The following is a 25,193-nucleotide window of genomic DNA, read 5'->3' on the forward strand; positions in this document are numbered from 1 at the left end:
TGTTGTTTAATGGCGGCATGGGCGAAGACTTGCGCGTGGGCATCCTCGGGTACGGCATCGGGGGACGTGTCTTCCACGCACCCCTGGTGGCGGCGACGCCCGGGCTGACCCCGGCGGTGATCACGACGTCGAGCAACGCCTCCCAGGCCCGCACCGACCACCCGGGCGCGGAGGTCGTGCCCAGCGCCGACGCGCTGTTCGAGCGGGCGGCTGACCTCGACCTCGTCGTGGTCAGCACCCCGAACCGCACGCACGTGCCGCTCGCGCTGCGGGCGATCGAAGCCGGCCTGCCGGTGGTCGTCGACAAGCCGTTCGCGCCGACCGCCGCCGAAGCCCAGCAGGTCGTCGACGCGGCGAAAGCGGCGGGCGTCGGCCTGACGGTCTTCCAGAACCGGCGGCTCGACTCCGACTTCCTCACCGTGCGGAAGGTTCTCGAGTCCGGGCGGCTCGGCGAGGTGTTCCGCTTCGAATCCCGGTACGACCGCTGGGTGCCGAAGCCCAAGGACAACTGGCGCGAGTTCGGCGACCCGGCCGAGGCCGGTGGCCTGCTCTACGACCTCGGCGCGCACATCGTCGACCAGGCGCTGCAGCTGTTCGGCCCGGTCACCCGCGTCTACGCGGAGGTCGACCGCCGCCGGGCCGGCGTCCAGGTCGACGACGACGTGTTCGTCGCGCTGCACCACGCGAACGGCGTCCGCTCGCACCTGTGGGCGACCGCGCTGGCGGGCACGCAGAACCCGCGGTTCCGGGTGCTCGGCGACCGCGCGACGTTCACCAAGTACGGCCTCGACGTGCAGGAACCGCAGATCAAGGCGGGCCTGCGCCCCGGCGACGCGGGCTGGGGCACCGAGCCGGCCGGAGACGCCGGCAAGCTCGGCGTCGGCCCGGAGATCGAGACCGTGCCCACCGAGGTCGGCCGCTACGAGCAGTTCTACGCCCAGGTGCGCGACGCCCTGCGCGGCGAAGGCGAGTTCCCCGTCGACCCGGCGTCGTCCGTGGCGGCCCTGCGCGTGATCGAGGCGGCCCACCGCTCCGGCGTCGAAGGCACCGTCGTAGAGCTCTGACCCCCCTGACCGGCCGTGACCCCGGTGACCCCCCCAGCTCCGAGGTCACGGCCTCCTCCCCCGGCCGGCCCGCGGTCACGGGCCGAAGTTCGCCTGGCCGGTGTCGTTGCCGTTGCCGCGGCCCCGGCCGTCACGCCGGTCGTTGCCGCGCACGCGGTTCTGCCGGGGGTCCGGGGGGCCGTCGCCGCGGCCGGGGGTGAAGCGCTGGTCCTGCTGTTGCTGCTGCTGCTGGAACTGCTGCTGTTGCTGCTGGAGCTGCAGTTGCAGCTGCAGCTGGTCGTCCTGCGGCGAGGTGATCGCCTGAACGCGGTCGAAGCGCTCGGCCGGTTTCCCGGCCAGGTAGAGCTGCATGAACCGCTGCCACACCGGCCCGGCGATGACCGACGGCGTCAGCGGCGCGCCGGTCGGGCCGCGCAGGGCCTTGTCGCCGTCGCCGCCCACCCAGACCGCCGCGGAGACCGAGGGCGTGTAGCCCACCATCCACGTCTGCGCGTTCGTGTTCGCCGCGGACGCCGGTTCGTCTTCACCGGGCGTGTGCTGCTGCGTGCCGGTCTTGCCCGCGCACTCATGGCCCGCCGGGCAGGACAGCCGCGAGAACGGGATCACCGGCGCCAGCGCGGCGGTCACGTTCCCGGCGATCTGCCTGCTCTTGCCGCGGTCGTTGTCCGCGAACGCGTCCGTCGCCCGCGTGTCGGCTTCGTAGGCGGTCTCACCCTGGGAGTTCGTCACCTTCTGCACGAAGTGGCGGTTGTGCTGGACGCCGCCGGCGGCGAAGGTCGCGTACGCGGCGGCCATGTCCGCCGGCGTGACCGCGGTCTGGCCGCCGCCGATGGAGATGTTGTTGTCGCCGGTGAACAGCACGCTGCGGCCGCCGGTGTCCTTCGTGCGGATGCCCGCCTCCTGCGCGGCTTCGGCCACCCCGCCCGGCTTGGTCACGTTGAGCACCATGTCGTAGAAGACGGTGTTCGTGGACCGCTGCATCGCCTCGGCCACCGTGCACTGCTCGGAGCAGCTGCTGCTGGTGCCGGCGTTGCGCACGGGCAGCGGCACGTCGGGGAACGTCCGCGGCGAGCGGCCGTCGAAGACCGCGTTGAGGCCGCGGCCGCCCTTGAGGAACGCCGTGAGGTCGAACGGTTTCATCGACGATCCGGGGTTGTGCGGTTCGTCCGCCCAGTCGCGTCCGGCCTGGTCCTCGCCGTTCGGGCCCTTCACGATCGGTGCTCCGCCGTAGTAGGCGAGCACGCCGCCGGTCTTCGGGTCGACGGCGACGAGCGCGTCGAGGATGCGGTCGTCGGTCTGCCCGGCCATGCCCTCGGCCACGGCCTTTTCGGCGGCCTCCTGAGCCTTCGAGTCGATCGTCGTGAACACCTGGAACCCGCCCGAGTAGTACTTCTCCTCGGGGATCCCCGCCGCGGCCAGCTCGGCCTTGACCAGCTTCTTCACGAACGGGTTGAGCGTGGTTGCCTGCCGCGATTCGACGAGCGGGACCGGCTTCGGGAACTTCGCCGCCCTCCGGTCGGCGGCGGAGAGGTAGCCGTTGCGCTGCATGCGGTCCAGTGCCGTGCCCCACCGGTCGCGGGCGACGGTCGCGTTCTCCGACCGGCCCGGCTGCTGGATCAGCCCGGCGAGCAGCGCGGCCTCGGAGTAGTTCAGCTGGGCGGCGTCCTTGCCGAAGTACGCCTGCGCCGCCGCCTGGATGCCGTACGCGCCGCGGCCGAAGTAGATGATGTTGAGGTAGGCGGTGATGATGTCCGCCTTCTCGTAGGTCTGGTTCATCTTGAACGACTTCGCGAGCTCGACCCACTTGCGCGTCAACGTCGGTGCGTCGTCGCCGGAGGCGTTCTTGATGTACTGCTGCGAGATGGTCGAGCCGCCGCCGGAACCGCCGCTGACCTGGTTGTAGGCGGCCCGCAGGATGCCGGAGACGTCGAAGCCGGAGTTCGTCTCGAAGGACGCGTCTTCGGTGGCGATCACGGCTTTCTTGACGACGTCCGGGATCTGGGCCGGGTCGAGGATCTGCCGGTTGCCGCCGGTGGGCACGTCCTTGCCCAGCTCGGTGCCGTCGGCGTAGAGGTAGGTGACCGCCTGGCCCTGCGACTGCGCGACCGTCGCCGGCGAAGGCACGTCGACGGCGAAGTACGTGATCACGAAGGCGACCGCGGGCACCAGGAAGAACAGGCCGGACAGCACGTACAGCACCCGCCGGACGGTCTTCCAGCGGCGCCTGCGCGGGTCCGGCGGGGCAACCTCGGCGGCGGCGTCTGGTTCGTCCGGTCGCGGGAGAGGCCGGCGTGGCTCGTAGCGGCCACGCGGGATCGGCCTCCGGCCGGACCTCGAGCGATTTCGGTCGGTGTACACGGGCCGTCCTCCGGTACGCCGGTGGGCCGCGGGCGCAGACCCCTCGACACTCCACACGGACCACCGGCGGCGGTGGTTCACCGAAACGGCGAAGGCCCCGCACCGGAAGCGGTGCGGGGCCTTCGGATCAGCCTTCTTCCGAGCCGGGTGGCCGGGCGAACCCGTCACCGCCCGGCGGCAGCGGGAAGGTGGACCCGCCCGGACCCGGCCGCGACGTGCGGGTCGGCCGCGACGACGAGGTCTCGGTCTCGGTGGACGTCTCCGAGGACGTCTCGGGCGGCGTCGAACTCGGCGTCTCCGACGGCGTCGGCGTTTCCGAGGGCTTCGCCTGCGTCGTGGTGACGTCGTTGACGTCCTTGCCGATCGGGTCGACCTTGGGGAACTTCTCGCCAGGGGTCCCCTCCAGGTAGTTCTTCATGAACTCCTGCCAGATGGGCCCGGCGATGGTGCTCCCGAAGATGGGCTTGTTCGCGTTGTCGTGCAGCGGGATGTTGCCGTCGCCGCCGACCCAGGCCGCGGCCGAGACCGACGGGGTGTAGCCGACCATCCAGGTCTGGGCGTTGCGGTCCTTGTACGCCGCGGGGTCGCCGTCCCGCGGGTCGTACTGCTGCGTACCGGTCTTGCCGGCGCACTGGTGACCGGCCGGGCACTGCAGGTTGGAGTGCTTGATGACCGGGCCGAGCGCCGTGGTCACGTTGCCGGCGATCTGCGCGGTCTTCTGCGCGTCGCTGTCGAACGCGGGCTTGGGCTGGTACTTGCTCTCGTCGAACTCGACCTCGTCCTGGGCGTTGGTCAGCTTGGCGACGAAGTGGGCCTGACGCTGCATGCCGTCGCCGGCGAAGGTGGCGTACCCCGCGGCCATGGCCTCCGGCGTCGCCACGGTGGCACCACCACCGAGCGCGATGTTGATGTCCTGGCTCATCTGCGGTGACGTCGGAACGCCCGCTTCGTTGGCGGCCTGGGCCACCCGCCCCGGCTTCGTGATGTTGAAGACCATGTCGTAGAACACGGTGTTCGCCGAGATCTCCATCGCCTTGGCGACGGTGCACTGCGCGCTGCAGCTGGAACTTTCGCCCGCGTTGCGGATGGTCTTCGGCGGGTTGCCGAACTTCCGGTTGTTCTGCCCGTCGAAGGTGTCGCCGAGGCCCTTGCCCATCTTCAGGTACGCGGTGAGGTCGAACGCCTTGAACGACGAACCCGGGTTCCGCGCCTGGTTGGCCCGGTCCTGGCCGGTCTGGTCTTCGCCCTTGTCGTTCTTCACGATGTCCGGGCCGCCGTAGTAGGCGAGGACGCCGCCGGTCTTGGGGCTCACCGCGACCAGCGCGCCCAGGAGCCGGTCGTCGCGCTGGCCCTTCATCTTGTTCGCGACCGCGTCCTCGGCCGCCTTCTGGGCCTTGGGATCGATCGTGGTGTAGACCTTGGCGCCGGTCGCGTGCAGCTTGGCGTTGTCGTAGCCCTGGTCCGCCAGCTCGTCGTCGATCCGCTGCTGGATGTGGAACGACATCGACTGGCCGGTGTCCTTGGCGGCCTTCGGGACCGGCGTCGGGAACTGCGCGCTCGCGCGTTCGTCGGCGCGCAGCCACTTGTTGGCCACCATCTGGTCCATCACGTAGTTCCAGCGGCGCTGGGCGTACTCCTGGTTCTCCGAGCGGCTCGGGCCCTGGATCAGACCCGCGAGCAGCGCCGCCTCGGACGGGCTGAGGTCCTTGGCGTCCTTGTTGAAGTAGGCCTTCGCGGCCGCCTGGATGCCGTTCGCCGAGCGGCCGAAGTAGATGATGTTCAGGTAGCCCGTGATGATCTCTTCCTTGGACTCCTGGTTGTTCATCTTGAAGGACTTGGCCAGCTCGGTCCACTTGCGGGTCAGCGTCGGGGCGTCGTTCTCCGTGGCCTTCTTGATGTACTGCTGGGAGATCGTCGAGCCACCGCCCTGGCCGCCGGTCGCCTGGTTGAAGACCGCGCGCAGGATGCCGGTGAAGTCGAAGCCCGAGTTGGTCTCGAACGTCGAGTCCTCGGCGGCGTAGACGGCGTGCTTGACGACGTCGGGGATCTCGCCCGGCTTGAGCAGCTGGCGGTCGCCGCCCTTCGGCAGCTGCCGGCCCATCACCGTCTTGCCGTCGGCGTAGTAGTACGTGATCGGCTGGCTCTGCAGCGCCGCGACGCTCTCCGGCGTCGGCACGTCGACCAGGAAGTAGGTGATCACGAACGCGATCGCCGGGACGACGAAGAAGACGCCGACGCACGCGTACGCGACCCGCCGGATGATCTTCCAGCGGCGCTTCTTCCGCTGCGCCGGGGTGAGGACCTTGCGGCCCTTCTCGTCGAGCTCCTGCCGGGGCTCGACGTCGTCGGCGAATTCGTCGAAGCGGTCGTCGTCGTACGGCTCGTAGGAGTCTTCGGTGCCGTTGTGCGCGTGGTGGGTGATGAGATCCGGCTCACGCTCGGGTTCCGGTTCCGGACGACGACCGGACGGCGGCTGGCGGAAGCCCTGCGGCGGCGAGCCGGGCGGGCCACCGGGACGGCGGCCGGGGGGCGGCTGACGCCGTCCGGCCGCGCCGTTCTGGCCGCGGGGCGCCTGGGGCCGTCGTGGCTGGTCATCGGCCCACTGCTGGCCGGCTTCGTCGCCGGCGGGCCAGGCCGGGCCGCCCTGCCGGGGGTTGCCGCGAGGCGGGGTGGCGCGCCGGGGCGACTCACCGGGCCACGCGGGGCCCGCCTCTTCACCCGGCCACTGGGCACGGCGGGGTGCGTCTGGCTCCTGGTTCGGCCAGGAGCGGTTGTCGTCGGTCACGGATGGGCCTCCCGGATCAGTACCCGCAGGGGCACTGACCTGCGTGTTGCGATGGTCGTACGGTGGCTCACCGGCCCGCGGTCCTTCGCGGACCCGCCGGTTCCCCTGTGCCCAGGACGTATGACTGCACCAAGTGGTTCCAGTGGCACGCCCGGCACACTTCGACGTCGTACACGGTGAACTCGGCGAACGAGCCGGCCATCCTGGCCAGCTCTTCGGGGGTCCGCGCCGAGCCCGCGACGTGCTTGAGTTCGTCGCCGTAGACCCAGGACACCAGGGTCAGCGGCGCCTGGCGGCAGATCGGGCAGGGCAGATCACCGTCCCGGCCGTGGAACTTCGCCGCCCGCAACAGGTACGGGCTCGCGTCACAGGCCTCGTGGCTGCCGACGCGCCCGGAGCGGACTTCGGCCAGCAGCGCACGGCGCTGCAGCGCGTAGTCCACGACCTGCCGCTGGTTAATCACGAGGACAGAGTACGGGCTCTTCCTGTGACGTCCACGCCCCTAGCGGCCGCAGGCCCCGGACCGGCGCGGACACGCCGGAGGATCGATAACACTCCGGTGAATTTCGACCGCGGTGGGTACTTCGACAGGGTTACCTTCGCCACTTCGATGTATCGGGCCGATATAGTGGCTGAGTAGGTTGGATCGAGGCGCTCGTTCGGAGCAACGCGGGTCGTCTCGGTTTGTTCCCGGAAGGGGGTGCGGTGTGCTGGAGTTCGCGATCCTCGGTCTTCTGCACGAAGCGCCCATGCACGGGTACGTGCTGCGCAAGCGGCTGCACGAGACGCTCGGCACGTTCCGGACGTTCTCGTACGGCTCGCTGTACCCGACCCTGCGGAAACTGCTGCGGGCCGGGTACCTGGTCGAGGAGCTGGACGAGGCCGACGACCGTGCGTGGTCCCGGCGCGGGCGGCGGGTCTACAAGCTCACCGCGGAGGGCAAGGAGCGCTTCGGTGAGCTGCTCGGCGACGCCGGGCCGCAGACCTGGGACGACGAAGGCTTCGGCGTCCACCTGGCCTTCTTCTCGCGGACCCCGGCCGACGTGCGGCTGCGGATCCTCGAGGGCCGCCGCCGCCGCGTCGAAGAACGCCGTGAAGGCATGCGGGCGGCGCTGGCCAGGGCCGAGGAGAAGATCGATCGCTACACCCGCGAGCTGCACCGGCTGGGGCTGGAGACCAGCGAGCGGGAGGTGCGCTGGCTCAACGAGCTGATCGCGCACGAACAAGCCGAACGGCAGGGTCCGGAGACCTGAGCCGCCCGGCCCGGGCCGCAGCGTCGCGGCACCAGACCTACTGAACAGACACGGATGAAGGAGAAAACCCCATGGGCGAGAACCGCCGCGTACGGGTGGCCATCGTGGGCGTCGGCAACTGTGCGGCGTCGCTGGTCCAGGGTGTCCAGTACTACCGCGACGCGGACCCGGCCACCCGCGTCCCCGGTCTGATGCACGTCGACTTCGGCGGGTACCACGTCCGCGACATCGAGTTCGTCGCCGCGTTCGACGTGGACGCCAAGAAGGTCAGCCGCGACCTGTCCGAGGCGATCTTCGCCTCCGAGAACAACACCATCAAGATCGCCGACGTGCCGCCGCTCGGCGTCACCGTCCAGCGCGGTCACACCCACGACGGCCTCGGCCGGTTCTACCGCGAGACGATCGAGGAGTCCGACGAGACCCCGGTCGACGTCGTCGCCGCGCTGCGCGAGGCGCAGGCCGACGTGCTCGTGTCGTACCTGCCGGTGGGCTCCGAGGTGGCCGACAAGTTCTACGCCCAGGCCGCGATCGACGCCGGCGTGGCGTTCGTCAACGCGCTGCCGGTGTTCATCGCCTCCGACCCGGAGTGGGCCCAGAAGTTCACCGACGCCGGCGTCCCGATCGTCGGCGACGACATCAAGTCGCAGGTCGGCGCCACCATCACGCACCGCGTGCTGGCCAAGCTGTTCGAGGACCGCGGCGTCCAGCTCGACCGGACGATGCAGCTCAACGTGGGCGGGAACATGGACTTCCTGAACATGAAGGAGCTCGAGCGGCTCGAGTCCAAGAAGATCTCCAAGACCCAGTCCGTCACCTCGCAGGTCGACCGCGACCTCGGCAAGGGCAACGTCCACATCGGACCGTCGGACTACGTGCAGTGGCTCGACGACCGCAAGTGGGCCTACGTCCGGCTCGAGGGCCGCGCCTTCGGCGACGTGCCGCTGAACCTGGAGTACAAGCTCGAGGTGTGGGACTCGCCGAACTCCGCGGGCATCATCATCGACGCGGTGCGGGCGGCGAAGATCGCGCTCGACCGCCGGATCGGCGGCCCGATCCTGTCGGCCTCCTCCTACTTCATGAAGTCGCCGCCGGAGCAGTACGACGACGCGACCGCCCGCGACGCCGTCGAGAAGTTCATCCGCGGCGAAGTCGAGCGGTAAAGCCGTCCCCGGAGAAGGCCGTCACCCCTGGTGGCGGCCTTCTTCGCGTGGTGCACTAAACCGGTGGGGCGGGGTGGGCGTTGGCGGGGTGTGAGTGCGAGTGTGGGCGAGAGCGCGCCGGGGGACCTGGGCGCGCCGACCTTCCACGACCTGTTCCGGGAGTACTTCGGCCAGATGACCCGGCTCGCCCACCTGCTCGGCGCGGACGACGCGGAGAACGTCGCCCAGGAGGCCTTCGTCAAGCTCCACCAGCGCTGGGACTCCCTGACCGACCACACGCGCGTGGCCGGCTACCTGCGCACGACCGTGGTGAACATGTCGCGGTCGCGGACCCGGCACTTGCGCGTCGTCCGGCGCACGCCGCAGGACCGGCCACCGGACGAGCTGTCGGCCGAGGTCAGGGCGGTGGCGAACTGGGAGCACCAGCAACTGCGCGCGGTGGTGGCGAAGCTGTCCCGCCGGCAGCGTGAGGTGCTGGTGCTGCGGTACTGGCTCGACCTCAGCACGACGGCGATCGCGGAGACGCTGGGCATCTCACCGGGCACGGTCAAGGCGACGACCCACCACGCCATGGAGAATCTGCGCAAGCACCTGGGGGACGACCTGGGAGGTGAGCGATGACCGACCTCGAACGCAAGCTGGCCGAAGCACTGCGAGGGCAGGCCGGGGAGGTCACGCCCAACCTCGACGCGGCCTGGGCGGAGCAGCAGCGCAGGCAGCGGCGCCGGCCGCGCCGCCACCGGGCCGCCGTGTGGGGCGCGCCGCTGGCCGCGGTGCTGGTGGTGCTGACCAGCGTGCTGCTGGCCACCCAGCTGAACACGGCCGAGCCGCCGCCCCCGCCGCCCGCGGCGAAGCCGGGGCAGGAGCTGGTGCTCGGCAAGCCGGAGATCGCGCCGAAGAACCTGGCCGGTGGCGATCAGCCGGTGGCGATCACCGACTTCCCGGGCCAGACGGACTTGTGGACCTCGTACGCGACCGATCCCACCGGCCCGGGCGGGCAGCGCTGGTTCTGCGTCGAGACGTACGCCAAGGGGGCCGGCTACGGAGGGGACGGCTCGCAGTTCGGCATCGAGTCGCCGTCGTGCGTCCCGCGGTCGGAGGGTGTCGTCCGGGCCGGGTACGTGGGCAAGGACGGCGGCCCGCTGCCGGCGGGCAAGGCGGTCGTCCTCGCCGACCCGGCGGTGCGGGGCCTGCGCCTCTACGACGAGGCCGGCGACCTGAGCCAGGCGAAGGAGGTCGGCACGCTGGGCCGCGACCGGCTGTTCCTCGCCGACGTGAAGCCCGGTTCGCCGCCGGTGCGCTTCGAGGTCAGCTGAGCCCCAGCGCCCCCGGCAGGTCGGTGATCTTCTCCACCACCGCCGTCGCCTGCTCCAGCACCCCGGGGTCCGGCGGGAAGTGCGGGTTCGGCACCGCGTACACCGCCATGCCCGCCGTCAGCGCGGACCGCAGCCCGTTCGTCGTGTCCTCCACCGCGGCGCACTCCGACGGCGCCACGCCCAGCAGCTCGGCCGCCCGCAAGTACACGTCCGGCGCCGGCTTCCCCGCCCCGACCTGCTCGGACGACACCGCCGCGCCCACCGGCAGGCCGGTCACGTCGAGGAAGCCCTTGATCAGGATCACCGGCGACGAGCTCGCGATCGCCACCGGCCACCGCGCCGACACCTGCCGCACGACCTCCACCGCACCGGGGATCAACGGCGGCTCCGCCGCGTACCGCGCCGCCATGCGCTTGACCACCAGAGTCGCGATCTCGGGCGGCGAGAGCTGGGCCCCGAGCTCCTCCACCAGGTAGCGGGCCCACTCCGGGGTGCTCATCCCCTGCTGCGCCCGGGTCGCCTCCTCGCGCCAGGTGCCACCGTGCTCGGCGACGACCGCGCGCCGCACTTCGTCCCAGATCCGCTCGGAGTCCACCAGTACGCCGTCGAGGTCGAAGATCACCGCGTCCATGGCCCGAGCCTAGCCTGTGAGCGGACTTACTTAGCTACCCTTACTAATTTTTGTTAGCCTGGCTAAGTGACTTCCGCGATCACCGACCTCGCCCACCGGCTGCGGCCGCTGGTCTTCCGGCTCTACCACCAGGTGCGCCGGCAGACCCCGCAGCTGACGCTGACCCTCACGCAGGGTTCGGTGCTGAGTGAGCTGGTCAACGGCGGTCCGCGGCGGATGAGCGCGCTGGCCGAGTTCGAACGGGTCAAGCTGCCGTCGATGACCGACGTCGTCGGCCGGCTCGAGCGGCTCGGGCTCGCGACCCGCCGTCCGGACCCCGCCGACGGCCGGGCGGTGCTGGTCGAAGTCACCGACGAGGGCCTGCGGTTTTACGCCGAACTGGTGACGGCTCGCGAGGAGTTCCTCCGCGAGCGGCTCATCGCCATGGACGAAGCCGACCGCGCCGCGATCGAGGCCGCCCTGCCCGCTCTCGCCAAGCTACTTGTCGACACCAAGAAGGAGGAACTGATCAGCGATGAGCGCTGAACACCACTCGAGCCTGCTGGACGCGGTCAAGGGCCAGCCCAAGCAGGTGTGGATCACCGCGTTCGCCGCGGTCATCGCCTTCATGGGGATCGGCCTGGTCGACCCGATCCTGCTGTCCATCGCCAAGGGCCTGGACGCGACGCCGTCCCAGGTCACCCTGCTCTTCTCGTCCTACCTCGGCGTCCAGGTCGTCGCGATGCTGGTCACCGGCGCGGCGAGCGCCCGCTTCGGGGCGAAGCGCACGGTCCTGGCCGGGCTGACGCTGATCGTCGCCGCCACCGCCCTGTGCGCGGCCGCCGGGTCGATCGAGCAGCTCGTCGGGCTGCGCGCGGTCTGGGGCCTCGGCAACGCCTTATTCATCGCGACGGCGCTTTCGGTGATCGTCGGCGCCGCGACCGGCGGCCAGTCCGGCGCGATCCTGCTCTACGAGGCCGCTCTCGGCGTCGGCCTGTCGGTCGGCCCGCTGCTGGGCGCGGTGCTCGGCAGCATCTCCTGGCGCGGCCCGTTCCTCGGCACCGCGATCCTGATGGCGGGCGCGCTCGTGCTGTGCGCGGTCTTCCTGAAGAGCGACAAGCACGAACAGCGGAACCCGATCAGGCTGCTCGACCCGCTGCGCGCGCTCAAGCACACCGGCCTGCTGCGCACCTCCGTCGCCTCGGCGCTGTACACCGCCGCGTTCTTCGCGGTGCTCGCCTGGTCGCCGTTCGTCCTGGGCTGGAGCGCGATCGCCGTCGGGCTCGTGTTCTGCGGCTGGGGCCTGTGCGTCGCCGTCGCCGGGGTCGCACTGGCGCCGCGGCTGGCCGCCCGGCTCGGCGAGCGGCACGCCGCCGCGGCCGCCGTCTTCGGGTACGCCGTGCTGATGCTGGTGCTCGCCGTGCCGAGCAAGCCGGTGCTGGTGGCCGGGATCGTCGTCTCCGGCCTGGTGTCCGGGCTGCTGAACACGCTGTTCACCGGCACCGCGATGTCGATCAGCGACGCGCCGCGCCCGGTCGCCAGCGCGGGCTACAACTTCTGCCGCTGGCTGGGCGGCGCGGTCGCCGCGACGCTGGTCGGGCACGTCGCCGAGTGGTTCGGCTCGCCGCAGGCGCCGTTCGTCGCCTCCGCCGTGCTGTGCCTGGTCGCGGGCGGGTTGCTCTCGCTGCGGGAGAAGAAGGCGGACCCGCACACGGTGCCGCGGGAAGCGGTGCTCGTCGGCGAAGAGTTCTGATCTCACGCAGAGCGACGGCCCCTGGACCAGGTGTCCGGGGGCCGTCGGCCGTTCGGAGGCGCCCGCGCGTGAGCATTGCGAGTAATACACCCGTTGTTCATCCGGATGTCTGGATCGGCTGGTTTTCGGCACATACGGTCGCTGGGTTCCCGAACTCCCACCATGGAGGCGCTGTGCCCGACCGTCTGCTCCCGCTGTTCCCCGCGCACGCGGGTGGACGTTCTCCGATCACCTGCGAGTACCGCTGCGGCAACGCGTGCGCCCACCCGGAGGCGAACGAGACCGACAACGAGTACTTCGGCGACGTGGTCAAGGACATCTCCCGCCGCCGCGTCTTCAAGGCCGGCGCCGTGATGGCCGCCGCCGCGGGTGGGTTCGCCGCGCTCTCGACCGGCACCGCGGCCGCCGCTCCGGCTGACGTCTCGGCGAACGGCCACGGCGGCCCGAAGCCGCGCCCGGTGCCCGGCACCGACTTCACGCCGGTCCCGCCGAACAAGCTCGACGCCGTCAGCATCCCCGACGGCTACGCCCAGCGCGTCGTCGTCCGCTGGGGCGACCCGGTCGTCGCGGGCGCGCCGAAGTTCGACTTCACCAAGCAGACCGCGGCCGCGCAGGCCAAGCAGTTCGGCTACAACAACGACTTCGTCGGCCTGATCCCGCAGGACCCGCTGGGGCTGTCGAACCTGCTCGTGGTCAACCACGAGTACACGACCGAGGTCCACATGTTCCCGGCCGACCAGTACGACCCGGCCAACCCGACCGAGGAGCAGGTCAAGATCGCCTGGGCGGCGCACGGCCTCTCGGTGCTGCAGGCCCGCCGCGACCCGATCCACGGCGGGCTCGAGGTGGTCCCGAGCCGGTACGGCCGCCGGATCACCCTCGACACGATCTTCGAGGTCCGCGGCCCGGCCGCCGGCTCGAAGTTCCTCAAGACCTCGGCCGACCCGTCCGGCCGCAAGGTCCGCGGCACGCAGAACAACTGCTCCGGCGGCGTGACGCCGTGGGGCACCGTGCTCTCCGGCGAGGAGAACTTCGACCAGTACTTCGCCAACTCCGACAAGGTCACCGACCCGGTCGAGGCGGCGCGGCTCAAGCGCTATTCCGTCGGCAGCGGCACGAGCACCCGCAAGTGGGAGCGGTTCGACAAGCGCTGGGACGTCTCGCAGGAGCCGAACGAGCCGAACCGGTTCGGCTGGGTCGTCGAGATCGACCCGAACGACCCGAACTCGACGCCGATCAAGCACACCGCCCTCGGCCGCTTCAAGCACGAGGCCGCGAACATCAAGATCACCGCCGACGGCCGCGTCGCCGTCTACTCCGGTGACGACAGCCGCTTCGAGTACATCTACAAGTTCGTGTCGAAGGGCAAGTACAAGCCGGGCAACAGCGCGCACGCGCGGCGGCACAACTCGGCGCTGCTCGACGAGGGCACGCTGTACGTCGCCCGCTTCACCGGCGACAGCCCGGGCGAGATCGACGGCACGGGCAAGCTCCCGGCCGACGGCGAGTTCGACGGCACCGGCGAGTGGATCCCGCTGGCCAGCGGCAACAAGTCCTTTGTGGACGGGTTCACCGCCGAAGAGGTCTACGTCTTCACCCGCCAGGCCGCCGACAAGGTGGCCGCCACGAAGATGGACCGCCCGGAGGACATCGAGCCGAACCCGGTCAACGGCCGGATCTACGCGGCGCTGACCAACAACAGCGACCGCGGCGCGGCGGGCAAGGCCGGCGTCGACGAGGTCAACCCGCGGGTGAGCAACAAGAACGGCCACGTCCTGGAGTGGGAGGAGGACCGCGGCGACGCGGCGTCGACGAAGTTCTCCTGGCGGCTGCTGCTGGTCTGCGGTGACCCCAAGGCGGCGGACACCTACTTCGGCGGCTTCCCGAAGGACCAGGTCAGCCTGATCTCCTGCCCGGACAACGTCGCGTTCGACCGGCACGGCAACCTGTGGGTCGCCACCGACGGCAACGCCCTCGGCGCGAACGACGGCCTGTTCTCGGTGCCGGTCACCGGGCCGGAGCGCGGCCACGTCAAGCAGTTCCTGTCGGTCCCGGTCGGCGCCGAGACATGCGGCCCGGTCGTCACCGACAACCTGGTCCTCGTCGCGGTCCAGCACCCGGGTGAGAACGCGGCGAGCTCGGCGAACCCGACGTCGCACTGGCCGGACGGCGGTACCGCGCAGCCGCGCCCGGCCATCGTCTCGGTGTGGAAGAAGGGCCGCTTCGGGCTGCCCGGCCGCATCGGCGAGCGCTGACGCACCGGGCCCGCACCGGCCGAGGTTCACCCTTACGTGGACGGGTCTCGGCCGGTGCGGGCCCGCGTCGCGCGCCATAGTCGAGGGGTGATCTTCTCCGGGCGCACGGTGGCGGTGGCGGTGGTGGCGATCGCGGCGGCGGTCGTGCCCGCGTCCGCGTCCATCGCCGAGGGCGCGCCGCCGGTCTGCGGTGGCCTCGCGGCGAACCCGAGCGTCGAGCTCGCGGCCCGCAACGGCGCCCCGGACGGGTACCTGTTCGCCCCGGCCGCCCCGGTCCCGCCCGGCACCCCGGCGGCGAAGGTGCCCCGGCTGCTGACCGTGCCGGAGTACGCCGTCGACGGGCAGCGGGCGGCGGTCATCCAGACGCCGGACGGCAAGACCAGCACCGCCTACCAGACCGCGCGGTTCGTCCCCGGCGGCGTCTACACCCTCAGCGTCTGGACGGCTTCGCGCGCGCCGCGGTACGAACCGGCCACCGGCCTGCGGTTCTACGACGCCACCGGCACGCAGATCCAGGAGACCAAGCTCGTCGCCGACCACTTCTCCGGCGACGGCGACCTCGTCCGGCAGGAGTTCCCGGCGGCGACGGCGCCGGCCAAGGCGACGGCGGTGAAGTTCTTCGCCACGACCACCCTCGACCGGCTGCACTGGGACTGCGTCGACCTCCAGCTCGCGGCGTACTCGGTGAAGAAGGAAGTGCAGAACCCGGCGACCGGCGCGTGGGCGTCGTTCGCGACGGTCACCGCCGGCGAAACCGCGCACTACCGCATCACGGTGACCAACGAGGGCACCCAGGACCTCACCGGGATCACCGTGCGGGACCCGTGGTGCGCCGGGACGTTCGAGCCGTTCGCGCTGGCCGCGGGCGCGAACCGGCAGCTGACCTGCGACCACCCGGACCTCACGGTGGCCGACAGCGGGCACGTCAACACGGCGACGGTCACCGGCGTGCACCACCCGGGCGGCACGCTCGGCGACAAGACGGCGTCGGCGACGATCACCGTGCTGCCGCCGCCGGCCATCGCGAAGATCGGCGACTTCGTCTGGGCCGACCGCAACCGCGACGGCCTGCAGGACCCGGACGAGCCCGGCGTCGCGGGCGTCAAGGTGACGCTGAAGGACGGCGCGGGCGGCACGGTCGGCACCACGACGACCGACGACAAGGGCAAGTACGGCTTCGACAAGCTGAAGGACGGCACCTACCAGGTCTGCTTCGCGGTCCCGGCGGACTTCACCGTGACCCGCCGCGACGCCGGCAGCGACGACCGCGATTCGGACGCCGACCCGGACGGCTGCACCGCCCCGCGCACGGTGGGTGGCCCGTCCCACGAGGACTTCGCGGCCGACCTCGGCCTGCTCGCCCCGACGAACCGCATCGGCGACTTCGCCTGGGCCGACACGAACGGCAACGGGCAGCAGGACGCGGGCGAGCCGGGCCTCGCCGGCGTCAAGGCGGTGCTCAAGGACGTGAGCGGCAAGGAACTGGCGAGCGCGGTCACCGGCCCCGACGGCACGTACGGCTTCGACGGCCTGGCGGACGGCACGTACCAGGTGTGCTTCACCGCGGACGGCCACCACCCGACGGCCAAGCACACCGGCGACGACCCCCGCGACTCCGACGCGGACCCGGCGTCCGGCTGCACGGACCCGCGGACCCTCGGCCCCGGCAAGCGCGAAGACCGCACGGTGGACGCCGGGTTCGCCGCTACGGTGGGGGAATGACGGATCTTCCCCTCGCCCTGGTGACCGGCGCCTCCCGCGGAATCGGCGCGGCGGTCGCCCACCAGCTGGCCCCGACGCACCGCTTGCTCCTCGGCGGCCGCGACGCGGACGCCCTGGCCGCGCTGGCGAAGGAGCTCCCGGGCGCTACGCCGTGGCCGGTGGAGCTGACGGACCCGCCGTCCCTGGCGGCGGCAATCGCGGCCATCCCGTCCCTGGACGTCCTGGTCCACTCGGCGGGCGTCGCGCGCCTGGGCCGCATCGAGGACGCCTCCGCTGAGGCGTGGCGAGCCAACTTCGAGGTCAACACCCTGGCCGTGGTCGAGCTGACCCGCCTCCTGCTCCCGGCGTTGCGCACGGCCCGAGGCCACGTGGTGGTGATCAACTCGGGAGCGGGCCTGAACGCCCGCCCGGGCTGGTCCCCGTACGCGGCGAGCAAGTTCGCGGTCCGCGCCTTCGCCGACGCCCTCCGAGAGGAGGAGCCGGAAATCCGCGTGACCTCCGTCTACCCGGGCCGCACGGACACGGAGATGCAGCAGGAGATCTTCGCGGGCGAAGGCCGCGAGTACGACACGTCGCACCTGTTGAAGGCGGACTCGGTAGCCACCGCAGTGGCGACGGCGATCTCAGCCACCCCGGACGCCCACCCGACGGAGGTCATCCTCCGCCCGCGCTGACCCCACCAAGGGGCACTTTCACGTGAAAGTGCCCCTTCCGGAGCCGGGAACGGTGACGGTTTGCTCGCCGAGGCGGTCATCATCGCCTCGACCAGTCGCTCGCCCATGCGGGGAGCGTGAACCTCGGCGACCGCGGTGACCTTGCGGCGGCCGGCCTTGGCGATCCCGATCGGGTCGCCGCAGCGGGAGAGGATTTCCAGCACCGGCGGATGCGAGATCCGGGGCCGACGGCGTGTTCGAGGGCGGGGTGGATGCCGGTGAACAGGCCGCGGATGCGTTGCTGAGGCGGGTGGCTTCGCCGGCCAGATGGTCACCAGGTTGGGCATTGATGGCCGGCACCCACGTAACGACGAGACCTACCAAGCTGGTGGCCGTGTCCCTGTTCAGCGGTCCCTCGATGCCACCAGACCCGGGGACACCACCCCGCCCGGATCGTGCACTCGACTGGGGCGTAAGTCACGCCAGGCCTGGTGACCACAGCTCCTTGATCCGGAACTACGGAAAAGGGGGCGTCCCCAGGTCCAGTCTATCGGCGCCCCCCGACAACCCGGTCGGCCAAAGCCGGGTTGTCCACAGCCGAGCCCGATTGTGGATCAGGCCCGCAGCCGGGCCGCCGTCTCGGCCACCCCGGCCTGCACCTTCGCCCGGTCCACCTTCACCGACTCACCCTCGGCCACCACCTGCTCGCCCGCGACCCACACGTCCCGCACCCGCCGCGACCCCGCCGCCCACACGAGGTTCGACAGCAGCTGCTCATCCGGCACGTCCAGGCCGCACGCGAACGCCGGGTCGTCCAGGTCGATGTGCACCAGGTCCGCCCACCGGCCCGGCTCCAACGCCCCGATGTCCGACCGGCCCAGCGCCGAAGCCCCGCCGCGGGTGGCCAGCAGGAACACGTCCGCCGCCGTCAGCACCGTCGAGTCCCCCGTGGCCAGGCGGGCGAACATGGCCGCGAGCTGCAGTTCCTCCCACAGGTCGAGGTCGTCGTTCGACGCCGGGCCGTCGGTACCGAGCCCGACGGCGACGCCCGCCTCCCGCAGGTCCTTGATCCGCGCGATCCCCGAAGCCAGCTTCGCGTTCGAACCCGGGCAGTGCGCCATGCCGACGCCGTGGGCCGCGAACAGCGCGATGTCCGAATCCGAGAGGTGGATCGCGTGCGCCGCCAGCATCCGGCCGTCCAGCATGCCCAGCTCACGCAGCAGCGCCGGCACCGAACCGTGCGCCTCGCGGACGGCGGTGTCCTCCTTCGCCGCCTCGGCGACGTGGATCTGCACCAGCGCGCCCCGCGAGCGAGCCGACTCCGCCGTCGCCCGTAGCGCCTCCTCGGACAGCATGTACGCCGAGTGCGGGCCGTAGCCCAGCTCGATGCGGTCGCCGTGGCCGAAGCGGAGGCCGTCCGTGTCGATCCAGCGCTCGATGCCGGCCAGCTGCGCCCGCCAGTCGAGGCCGGGCAGCTCCATCACCGGCGGTGCGACCAGCACGCGGCCGCCCGTGGTGAGGACCGCGTCGACCAGCTGCTCGCCTTCGAAGTACATCTCGGCGCTGGTGGTGACGCCGTGGCGGAGCATCTCGACCGAGCCGAGCAGCATGCCGGTGCGGACGTCCTCCGGACGCAGCTTCGCCTCGGCCGGCCAGATGATCTCGTTGAGCCAGGGCAGCAGCGGCAGGTCGCCGCCCATTCCGCGCAGCAGCGTCATCGGGCTGTGCGCGTGCGTGTTGACCAGGCCGGGCAGCAGGATGCCGGTCAGGGTGGTGACCGGTGCGGCGGACCCGGGGGCGGTGGCCGCCGGTCCGCAGTACGAAATGCGCCCATCGGCGTCGACATCGACGACCGCGTCACGAAGAAGCGAACAGGACGGGTCGGCGGGGAGAACGACAGGAGCGTGGAAACGGCGTTGCATCTCTGGATACTACGCACCCGGATTCACGAAACGACTCCGCTCCGCCACGCCCAGGCCGCGGTCTCCACCCGGTTCCGCGCGCCGATCTTGCTCTGCACCGACGCCAGGTGCGTCTTCACCGTCGACAGCGACATGAACAGCTCCGCGCCGATCTCGGTGTTCGTCAACCCGCGCGCGGCCGCCTTGACGACGTCCAGCTCGCGGGCCGTCAGCGGCTCGGACGGCGGGGGCACCTTCGGCTTCTGCGTGCCCGATCCGTCGAAGTGCTTGAGCAGGCGCACGGTGATCTGCGGCGAGACCAGCGCGTCGCCGCGGTCGGCCGCGCGGACCGCTTCGATCAGCAGGGCCGGCCCCGCGTCCTTCAGCAGGAATCCGGACGCGCCGTTGCGCAACGCCGTGTGGACGTACTCGTCGAGGTCGAACGTGGTCACCACGACCACCTTCAGCGGGTCGGTCACGTCCGGCCCGGCCAGCTGGCGGGTGACCTCCAGGCCGTCGAGGCCGGGCATGCGGATGTCGAGCAGGCAGACGTCCGGGCGCAGCTCGCGGGCCTTCGAGACCGCCGAGACGCCGTCCGCGACGTCGGCGACGACCTCGATGTCGTCCTGGGCGTCCAGGATCATGCGGAAACCCATCCGCACCATCTCCTGGTCGTCGGCGATCAGTACCCGGATCACTCGTCCCCTTCTCCGGCCGCCAGCGGCAGCCAAGCTTCGACGCGCCAGCCGCCGTCCGGGCCCCGCCCGGCCGTCAGCCGGCCCTTGAGCAGCGCGACGCGTTCGCGCATGCCGACCAGACCGTAGCCGCCCGATCCGCCGGCCGGCCGGTGCGCCGTCGCGCGCCCGTTGTCGGTCACCCGCAGGTGCAGTTCGCCACCCGCCACTTCGGCGACGACGAACGCCTCGGTCGCGTCGGCGGCGTGCTTGCCGACGTTCGTCAAGGACTCCTGCACCAGCCGCAGCGCCGAGCGGCCGACCTCGTGCGGCAGGTCCGGCGGGAGGTCGAGGTGCATCGACGTCGGCACGCCGTGATTGGCGCTCTTGACCAGTTTCCGCAGGTCGGCGCCGAGATCGGTGGTCGCCTGCTCGCTGAACTCGCTCATCCCGGCCGGGGCGTCGCCGCGCATCGAACGGACGAGCCGCCGCATCGCCGCGAGCGCCTCGACGCCGGCGTTCTCGATCCGGGCCATCGCCTCGACCGCGATCTCGGGCCTCTTCTCGGCCATCATCCGCGCGGCCTGCGCCTGCACGACGATCCCGGTGACGTGGTGGGCGACGACGTCGTGCAGCTCGCGGGCCAGCGCCATCCGCTCGGCGGTCTGCGCGTCGCTCACCGCGGACTGCACGGCCTGGGTGCGTTCGGAGTCCCGCGACCGCAGCATCAGGCCGACCGCGATCGAGATGCCCAGCATCAGCGTCGCGGCGAAGGCGATGAGCGACAGCGTCTGGGGATCGGTCTGCAGGCCGTCGCGGGCGTCCGAGTTGAGGATCGCCCCGAGCGCGACGACGCTCGAGAGCACCGCGACCCGCGCCCACGACTGGCTCAGCCCGCGCGCCCGGGTCAGGTTCACCACCACGCCCATGCCGGCGACGATCTGCGTGGCCGGGATGCCGCCCGGCACCGGGTAGTCGAACGAGCGCAGCTGCAGGAACGGCATGATGACCGCGGACAGCAGCACGACCCCGGCGAGGCCGAGGAGCGCGTCCGCGGGCCGCCGCGGGGACAGCACCGCGATCACGGCCGCGAGGATCGAGCAGAACAGGATCGGGAACCCGCGGGCGGTGTTCGAGTAGGTGTAGCCGAACTCGAACAGCAGCGCGAAGGCGAGCAGCCCCATCAGCGGCCACTGCCCCATCGACAGCTCGTTCACCCGGCGCAGCAGCCGCGTGCGCGGGCCGGCGCGCGGGCCGCGGTCGCGGGCCGCGATGGCGGGCACCAGCGGACCGACGAGCAGCAGCAGGCCGAACAGCAGCGCCTGGGTGCCGGTGCCGCCGTCGATCTCGCCGACGCCCGCGTACCGGCCGAACACCGCGACCAGGCCGCTGAAGACCAGGAAGCCGATCACGCAGAACGCCACGCCCGCCTGCGCCCGGCGGGCCACGTAGTAGACCATCAGCACCCCGGCGACGACCTCGGTGATGGTCACCTTCGGCAGCACGCTGGAGTACGGCGGGATGCGCAACAGGTGGATGAAGAGGGTGGACAACACCAGCACCCCGCCACCGACCACCCCGGCCACGGCGGCCCGCTTCTGGGCCCAGAGCCCGCAGGCCACCATCGCGAAGATGCCGGGCAGCAGGCCGAAGTCGACCAGGGGCGGGCCGTGGTCGTCGAGCGCGGCCTGCGTCGTGTAGATGACGTCGAACAGCAACGCGGCGTACAGGACGGCCGAAGGCACGCCGATGCGCCGCACCAGGGCGGCGGCGCGGGTCGAGAGCGTTTTCGGGGGAGGTGCGGCGGGCACAACGTGACGTTACGTGATTCCCCGGTACCCGCACCTTGGCCGAGTGGCCCGCGCTCCCTCGGCCGATCGGCCGATGCGCGCCGGGGCGTGACTGGCCGTCTGCCCGAAGTGGACACCCCCCGATCTCGGCGAGGCTCATCGGCACCAAGATCCGAACCGACAGGGAGAACCACGTGGACCCGAACACTCCACACGCGACGAACGGCCCGGTGCTGTCCGGCCGCGGGCTGGTGAAGCGCTACGGCACGCAGCACGCCCTGGCCGGCATCGACATCGACATCCAGCCGCGGGACGCCGTCGCCATCGTCGGGCCGTCGGGCTCGGGCAAGACGTCGCTGCTGCACGTGCTGGCCGGCATCCTGCGGGCCGACGACGGGCAGATCTTCCTGGGCGGGCAGCGGATCGACCACCTCGGCGAGAAGAAGCGCAGCGAGCTGCGCCGCACCGAGTTCGGGTTCGTCTTCCAGTCGGGGATGCTGGTGGCCGAGCTGTCGGCGGAAGAGAACGTCGCGCTGCCGTCGCTGCTGGCGGGGCTCGGCCGCAAGGAGGCCATCGACGCCGGCCGCGTCTGGCTTTCGCGCCTCGGCCTGGCCGGCAAGGAAAAGCGCCGTCCCGGCGAGCTGTCCGGCGGCGAGGCGCAGCGCGTCGCGATCGCGCGGGCGCTGACCCACCGGCCGAAGGTCATCTTCGCCGACGAGCCGACCGGCGCGCTCGACACGCGCACCGGCCGCGAGACGATGGACGCCCTGCTCGGCGCCGCGCACGAGACCGGGGCCGCGGTGCTCGTGGTGACGCACGACCGCGAGCTGGCCGAGTCGATGCCGAAGACCGTCGCCATCCGCGACGGCCTGATCGCGACGAGGCTGGCGGCGTGAACTCCCTCCAGATCGCCCTGCGGGTGCTGCGGGTGGACCGGCGGACCCGGACGTCGGCGATCCTCACCGCGATCGGGGTGGCCGTCGCGACCGGGCTGGTGCTGCTGCTGGCGACGCTGCCGTTCGCCACGCAGAACCGCGAGCAGCGTGCCCTCTGGCAGGGCGAACACCACGTCGGCTACCAGCTCGACGGCCCGCAGAAGCTGCTGTTCAACTCCGCCACGGACTATTTCGACGGGCAGCAGATCGTCCGCGTCGACATCGCGCCGATCGCCGGCGCCGGGGCCATCGCCCTGCCGCCGGGCGTGCCGCAGCTGCCGGGGCCGGGCGAGACCGTCGTGTCGCCCGCGCTCGGCCGGCTCCTGCAGGCCCATCCGGCCGCGCAGCTCGGCGACCGGTTCGGCAAGCCCGTCGGCGCGCTCGGCGATGGCGCCCTCCGCTTCCCGGAACAGCTCGTCGCGCTCGTGGGGCACACGCCGGACGCGATGCCGAAGAACGCCTACCCGCTGGCGGATTTCCCCGGCGGCAAGGCGAGCCCGGACCCGCTGCTGATGCTGCTGTCCTGGGTCGGGATCATCGTGCTGCTGGTGCCGAGCCTGGTGCTGGTCGCGTCGTCGGCGCGGCTCACCGCGGCCCGGCGGGAACGGCGGCTGGCCGCGATCCGGCTGGCCGGGGCCACCCCGGGCCAGGTCACGAACATGGTGGCCGCCGAGACGACGTTGTCGGCCGGCGTCGGCGCGCTGCTCGGCCTGCTGATCAGCCCGGCGCTGCACGGGCTCGCGTCGTTCGTCCCGTGGGCCGGCGGCACCTGGCTGGCGGCCGACTTCGCGCTGCCGATCGGCCTGACGGTGTTCATCGTGCTGGCCATCCCGGTGCTCGTGGTGCTGGCCGGTGTCCTCGGCCTGCGCCGCGTCCTCAAGAACCCGCTGTTCGCGACCGGTGGGCACACGAAGAAGCCGCTGCACTGGTGGCGGCTGCTGGCGCTGCCCGTGGCCGGGGCGTTCTTCCTCTTCGCCGTGACGACGGTGAAGGAGACCGGCGGCATCGGGCTGGTCATGGCGGGCCTGTTCTTCCTGGTCGGCTCGGCCGCGATCGTCGGGCCGTGGGTGACGTCGGCGGTCGGCGGCACGTTCGTCCGGATCTGGCGGCGCCCGTCCGCGCTGCTGGCCGGCCGTCGTCTGCGTGACGACCCGAAGGGCGCCTACCGCGCGTCCGCCGGGATCGTGCTGGCGGTGTTCGCCGGGTCGATGGCGCTGACGCTGCTGCCGACGTTCGAGTCGATGGCCGGTGGCGGGCGATCCTACGTCGACTCCGTGCTCTACGTCGACGCCACCGACCAGAACGCGGCCAGGATCGTCGACCAGGCCAACGCGTCCCTGCAGAAGTACGGCCAGAGCGAAAAGGCGGTCGCGGTCGGCGAGGTCTACCTGGTGAAGGGCCAGGCACCCAACCGGTACGGCCACCGCGCGCTGGTGCTGACCTGCGCCGACGCCGTCAAGCTGACCCGCTACGGGCTCACGCCGGAGAACTGCACAGGCGGTCCGGCCGTCTTCGGGGACTCGGCGATCGACCTGGCGCAGTACAAGTTCGCCGCGAACTGGGAGGGGCAGGCGGTGGCCGCCAAGTCGGGGACGCGGGTGGAAGCCGTGCACCCCCGTGACGCGGACCTGTCGGACACGTTGATCGTCGATCCGGCCGCGCTGCCGGACGGCGTCAAGCTGACGGACTACACCGTGGTCGCGCCGACCACCGACGCGAACCGGGAAATCGTGCGGACGGCACTGGCCGGGCCGGCGGCGGGTGCGGAGATCGGCAGCCGCGACCAGTACCTGTACAACCAGCAGATCGAGCTCGGCGACCTGCGCCGGGTCACGGTGATCGGGCTGATCGCCGCGGGCATCCTGGCCGGCTGCAGTGCCGCGGTCGCGACCGCGGGCTCGGTGATGGACCGGCGCCGGACGTTCGGTGCGCTGATGGCCGCGGGCACGCCGGTGCGGGTGCTGGCGAGGGCGTTGCGGATGGAAGCGGCGCTGCCGGCCTTGGTCGCCACCATCGGCGCGGGAATCGTCGGGGTACTGGTCGGCGTTGGGCTGTTCAGCATGGTCGACGCGCGCGGCATCGTGCTCAGCCCGTGGCTGCTGGCGCCGGTCGTGCTCGGGGTCGGGGTGGCCCTGCTCGGCGCGTCGGTCTGCACGCCCGCCCTCAAGCGGGTCCAGGCCGAGCCGCTGGCCGAGGAATGAGTGTTCGCCCCTCTGTCGGGGGAGGGGCGAACCCACGGGGCACTTTCACGTGAAAGTGACGTCCAGGGGGCGGCACTTTCACGTGAAAGTGCCGCTATGGCTTTTCGAAGATCAGGTCGTGCGAGACGCGGCCTTCGACCTCCGCGCGCTGCTCGAACTTGGTCACCGGCCGCCAGTCCGGCCGCGGCGCCCAGCCGTCGTACCGGTTGCGGAGCGCCGGCTCGGCGGAGCAGACCTCGAGCATCTGCTCGGCGTAGTTCTCCCAGTCGGTCGCCATGTGGAACGTGCCGCCGGGCGCGAGCCGCGAGGCGACGAGCGCGACGAACGACGGCTGCACGATCCGCCGCTTGTGGTGCTTCTTCTTCGGCCACGGGTCCGGGAAGAACAGCCGGACCCCGTGCAGCGAATCCGGCTCGACGTGCTCGGTCAGCAGCACGACGGCGTCACCGTGCAGCAGCCGCAGGTTTTCGACGCCGAGCTTTTCGGCGCGCAGCATCAGCTGGCCGAGGCCCGGGTCGTAGACCTCGGCCGCGACGTAGTTGAGCTCCGGCGCCGCGGCGGCCAGCTGCGACGTCGTTTCGCCCATGCCGGAGCCGATCTCCAGCATTACGGGCGCCTCGCGGCCGAACCACGCGGTGAAGTCCAGCGGCCCCGGGGGCAGCTCGCTCACCGTGCGGCCCAGCCGCGGCCAGTGCTCTTCCCACGCCCGCTGCTGCCCGACGGTCATCCGGCCACCGCGCTTGACGTAACTGACCACGCTGCG

General features: G+C 71.6%; 20 protein-coding genes and 1 pseudogene. 12 read left to right on the top strand and 9 right to left on the bottom strand.

Features of this window, described 5'->3' with window-relative positions; genetic code table 11:
* The first annotated feature begins 17 nt into the window (after positions 1-17).
* Positions 18-1,064, top strand: coding sequence for a Gfo/Idh/MocA family oxidoreductase (locus DV20_RS33440; protein ID WP_043787125.1), 1,047 nt, complete (start codon positions 18-20; stop codon positions 1,062-1,064).
* Positions 1,065-1,139: 75 nt separating this feature from the next.
* Here the strand turns inward: DV20_RS33440 and DV20_RS33445 are convergent, their stop codons facing one another.
* From DV20_RS33445 to DV20_RS33455, 3 genes are all read right to left on the bottom strand, one after another.
* A complete protein-coding gene (locus tag DV20_RS33445) occupies positions 1,140-3,263 on the bottom strand; it encodes a transglycosylase domain-containing protein (RefSeq protein WP_407638364.1) in 2,124 nt (707 codons plus the stop codon).
* 286 nt (positions 3,264-3,549) lie between these two features.
* Positions 3,550-6,207: a transglycosylase domain-containing protein gene (locus DV20_RS33450; RefSeq protein WP_043787127.1), complete on the bottom strand. Its 2,658-nt coding sequence runs from the start codon at positions 6,205-6,207 to the stop codon at positions 3,550-3,552.
* A gap of 67 nt (positions 6,208-6,274) precedes the next feature.
* Positions 6,275-6,670: a DUF5318 domain-containing protein gene (locus DV20_RS33455; protein WP_043787128.1), complete on the bottom strand. Its 396-nt coding sequence runs from the start codon at positions 6,668-6,670 to the stop codon at positions 6,275-6,277.
* Between the two features lie 244 nt (positions 6,671-6,914).
* Here DV20_RS33455 and DV20_RS33460 point away from each other — a divergent pair, with 244 nt between their 5' ends.
* The 4 genes from DV20_RS33460 to DV20_RS33475 all read left to right on the top strand — a co-directional run bounded on the left by DV20_RS33460 (position 6,915) and on the right by DV20_RS33475 (position 9,936).
* The gene (locus tag DV20_RS33460) at positions 6,915-7,460 is read left to right on the top strand and encodes a PadR family transcriptional regulator (RefSeq protein ID WP_013230991.1); all 546 of its coding nucleotides are present in this window, start codon (positions 6,915-6,917) and stop codon (positions 7,458-7,460) included.
* A gap of 71 nt (positions 7,461-7,531) precedes the next feature.
* Positions 7,532-8,620, top strand: coding sequence for an inositol-3-phosphate synthase (locus tag DV20_RS33465; RefSeq protein ID WP_043787129.1), 1,089 nt, complete (start codon positions 7,532-7,534; stop codon positions 8,618-8,620).
* Positions 8,621-8,710: 90 nt separating this feature from the next.
* Positions 8,711-9,241 (top strand): RNA polymerase sigma factor, encoded by a 531-nt coding sequence (locus DV20_RS33470; protein WP_235191053.1) that lies wholly within the window; start codon positions 8,711-8,713, stop codon positions 9,239-9,241.
* Positions 9,238-9,936 carry a hypothetical protein gene (locus DV20_RS33475; protein WP_043787132.1) on the top strand — a complete coding sequence of 233 codons (699 nt, stop codon included), beginning with the start codon at positions 9,238-9,240 and terminating at the stop codon, positions 9,934-9,936. The genes DV20_RS33470 and DV20_RS33475 overlap by 4 nt, the downstream gene beginning before the upstream one ends.
* Here DV20_RS33475 and DV20_RS33480 read toward each other — a convergent pair.
* A complete protein-coding gene (locus DV20_RS33480) occupies positions 9,929-10,567 on the bottom strand; it encodes an HAD family hydrolase (RefSeq protein ID WP_043787133.1) in 639 nt (212 codons plus the stop codon). The genes DV20_RS33475 and DV20_RS33480 overlap by 8 nt on opposite strands.
* 66 nt (positions 10,568-10,633) lie before the next feature.
* Here DV20_RS33480 and DV20_RS33485 point away from each other — a divergent pair, with 66 nt between their 5' ends.
* The 5 genes from DV20_RS33485 (at position 10,634) to DV20_RS33505 (ending at position 16,950) form a co-directional block, all read left to right on the top strand.
* Positions 10,634-11,092 carry a MarR family winged helix-turn-helix transcriptional regulator gene (locus tag DV20_RS33485; RefSeq protein WP_043787135.1) on the top strand — a complete coding sequence of 153 codons (459 nt, stop codon included), beginning with the start codon at positions 10,634-10,636 and terminating at the stop codon, positions 11,090-11,092.
* Complete coding sequence (locus DV20_RS33490; RefSeq protein WP_043787136.1) at positions 11,082-12,299, top strand: MFS transporter; 1,218 nt, start codon at positions 11,082-11,084, stop codon at positions 12,297-12,299. Before DV20_RS33485 ends, DV20_RS33490 begins: the two co-directional genes overlap by 11 nt.
* A gap of 173 nt (positions 12,300-12,472) precedes the next feature.
* Positions 12,473-14,554, top strand: coding sequence for a PhoX family protein (locus DV20_RS33495; protein ID WP_043787138.1), 2,082 nt, complete (start codon positions 12,473-12,475; stop codon positions 14,552-14,554).
* A gap of 87 nt (positions 14,555-14,641) precedes the next feature.
* Positions 14,642-16,276, top strand: coding sequence for a DUF7850 domain-containing protein (locus DV20_RS33500; protein ID WP_043787140.1), 1,635 nt, complete (start codon positions 14,642-14,644; stop codon positions 16,274-16,276).
* On the top strand, positions 16,273-16,950 hold the full coding sequence (locus tag DV20_RS33505) for an SDR family oxidoreductase (protein WP_043787142.1): 678 nt from the start codon (positions 16,273-16,275) through the stop codon (positions 16,948-16,950). Before DV20_RS33500 ends, DV20_RS33505 begins: the two co-directional genes overlap by 4 nt.
* A gap of 39 nt (positions 16,951-16,989) precedes the next feature.
* Here DV20_RS33505 and DV20_RS44395 read toward each other — a convergent pair.
* From DV20_RS44395 to DV20_RS33520, 4 genes and pseudogenes are all read right to left on the bottom strand, one after another.
* Positions 16,990-17,262, bottom strand: a pseudogene (locus DV20_RS44395) (IS110 family transposase); the annotation flags it as partial.
* A gap of 281 nt (positions 17,263-17,543) precedes the next feature.
* Positions 17,544-18,851 carry an amidohydrolase family protein gene (locus DV20_RS33510; protein WP_043787143.1) on the bottom strand — a complete coding sequence of 436 codons (1,308 nt, stop codon included), beginning with the start codon at positions 18,849-18,851 and terminating at the stop codon, positions 17,544-17,546.
* A gap of 23 nt (positions 18,852-18,874) precedes the next feature.
* Entirely contained in the window at positions 18,875-19,528 is a 654-nt protein-coding gene (locus DV20_RS33515; protein ID WP_043787144.1) for a response regulator, read from the bottom strand.
* A complete protein-coding gene (locus tag DV20_RS33520; protein ID WP_043787145.1) occupies positions 19,525-21,315 on the bottom strand; it encodes a sensor histidine kinase in 1,791 nt (596 codons plus the stop codon). The genes DV20_RS33515 and DV20_RS33520 overlap by 4 nt, the downstream gene beginning before the upstream one ends.
* Positions 21,316-21,488: 173 nt before the next feature.
* On the opposite strand from DV20_RS33520, the gene DV20_RS33525 reads away from it, so the two are divergent.
* Complete coding sequence (locus DV20_RS33525) at positions 21,489-22,190, top strand: ABC transporter ATP-binding protein (protein ID WP_043787147.1); 702 nt, start codon at positions 21,489-21,491, stop codon at positions 22,188-22,190.
* Positions 22,187-24,430 carry an ABC transporter permease gene (locus DV20_RS33530; RefSeq protein ID WP_043787148.1) on the top strand — a complete coding sequence of 748 codons (2,244 nt, stop codon included), beginning with the start codon at positions 22,187-22,189 and terminating at the stop codon, positions 24,428-24,430. Before DV20_RS33525 ends, DV20_RS33530 begins: the two co-directional genes overlap by 4 nt.
* A gap of 94 nt (positions 24,431-24,524) precedes the next feature.
* On the opposite strand, the gene trmB is transcribed toward DV20_RS33530, so the two are convergent.
* Complete coding sequence (trmB, locus tag DV20_RS33535) at positions 24,525-25,157, bottom strand: tRNA (guanosine(46)-N7)-methyltransferase TrmB (RefSeq protein WP_456356077.1); 633 nt, start codon at positions 25,155-25,157, stop codon at positions 24,525-24,527.
* Positions 25,158-25,193: the final 36 nt, after the last annotated feature.

It is taken from the genome of Amycolatopsis rifamycinica, from assembly GCF_000695625.1.
GTDB lineage: Bacteria > Actinomycetota > Actinomycetes > Mycobacteriales > Pseudonocardiaceae > Amycolatopsis > Amycolatopsis rifamycinica.

Bases quoted from the DNA above. Each gene is read 5' to 3' on its own strand.
- DV20_RS33475 (WP_043787132.1), top strand. From the start codon at position 9,238: ATGACCGACCTCGAACGCAAGCTGGCCGAAGCACTGCGAGGGCAGGCC.
- DV20_RS33505 (WP_043787142.1), top strand. From the start codon at position 16,273: ATGACGGATCTTCCCCTCGCCCTGGTGACCGGCGCCTCCCGCGGAATC.
- DV20_RS33490 (WP_043787136.1), top strand. From the start codon at position 11,082: ATGAGCGCTGAACACCACTCGAGCCTGCTGGACGCGGTCAAGGGCCAG.
- DV20_RS33510 (WP_043787143.1), bottom strand. From the start codon at position 18,851: ATGCAACGCCGTTTCCACGCTCCTGTCGTTCTCCCCGCCGACCCGTCC.
- DV20_RS33465 (WP_043787129.1), top strand. From the start codon at position 7,532: ATGGGCGAGAACCGCCGCGTACGGGTGGCCATCGTGGGCGTCGGCAAC.
- trmB (WP_456356077.1), bottom strand. From the start codon at position 25,157: ATGACCGTCGGGCAGCAGCGGGCGTGGGAAGAGCACTGGCCGCGGCTG.
- DV20_RS33440 (WP_043787125.1), top strand. From the start codon at position 18: ATGGGCGAAGACTTGCGCGTGGGCATCCTCGGGTACGGCATCGGGGGA.
- DV20_RS33480 (WP_043787133.1), bottom strand. From the start codon at position 10,567: ATGGACGCGGTGATCTTCGACCTCGACGGCGTACTGGTGGACTCCGAG.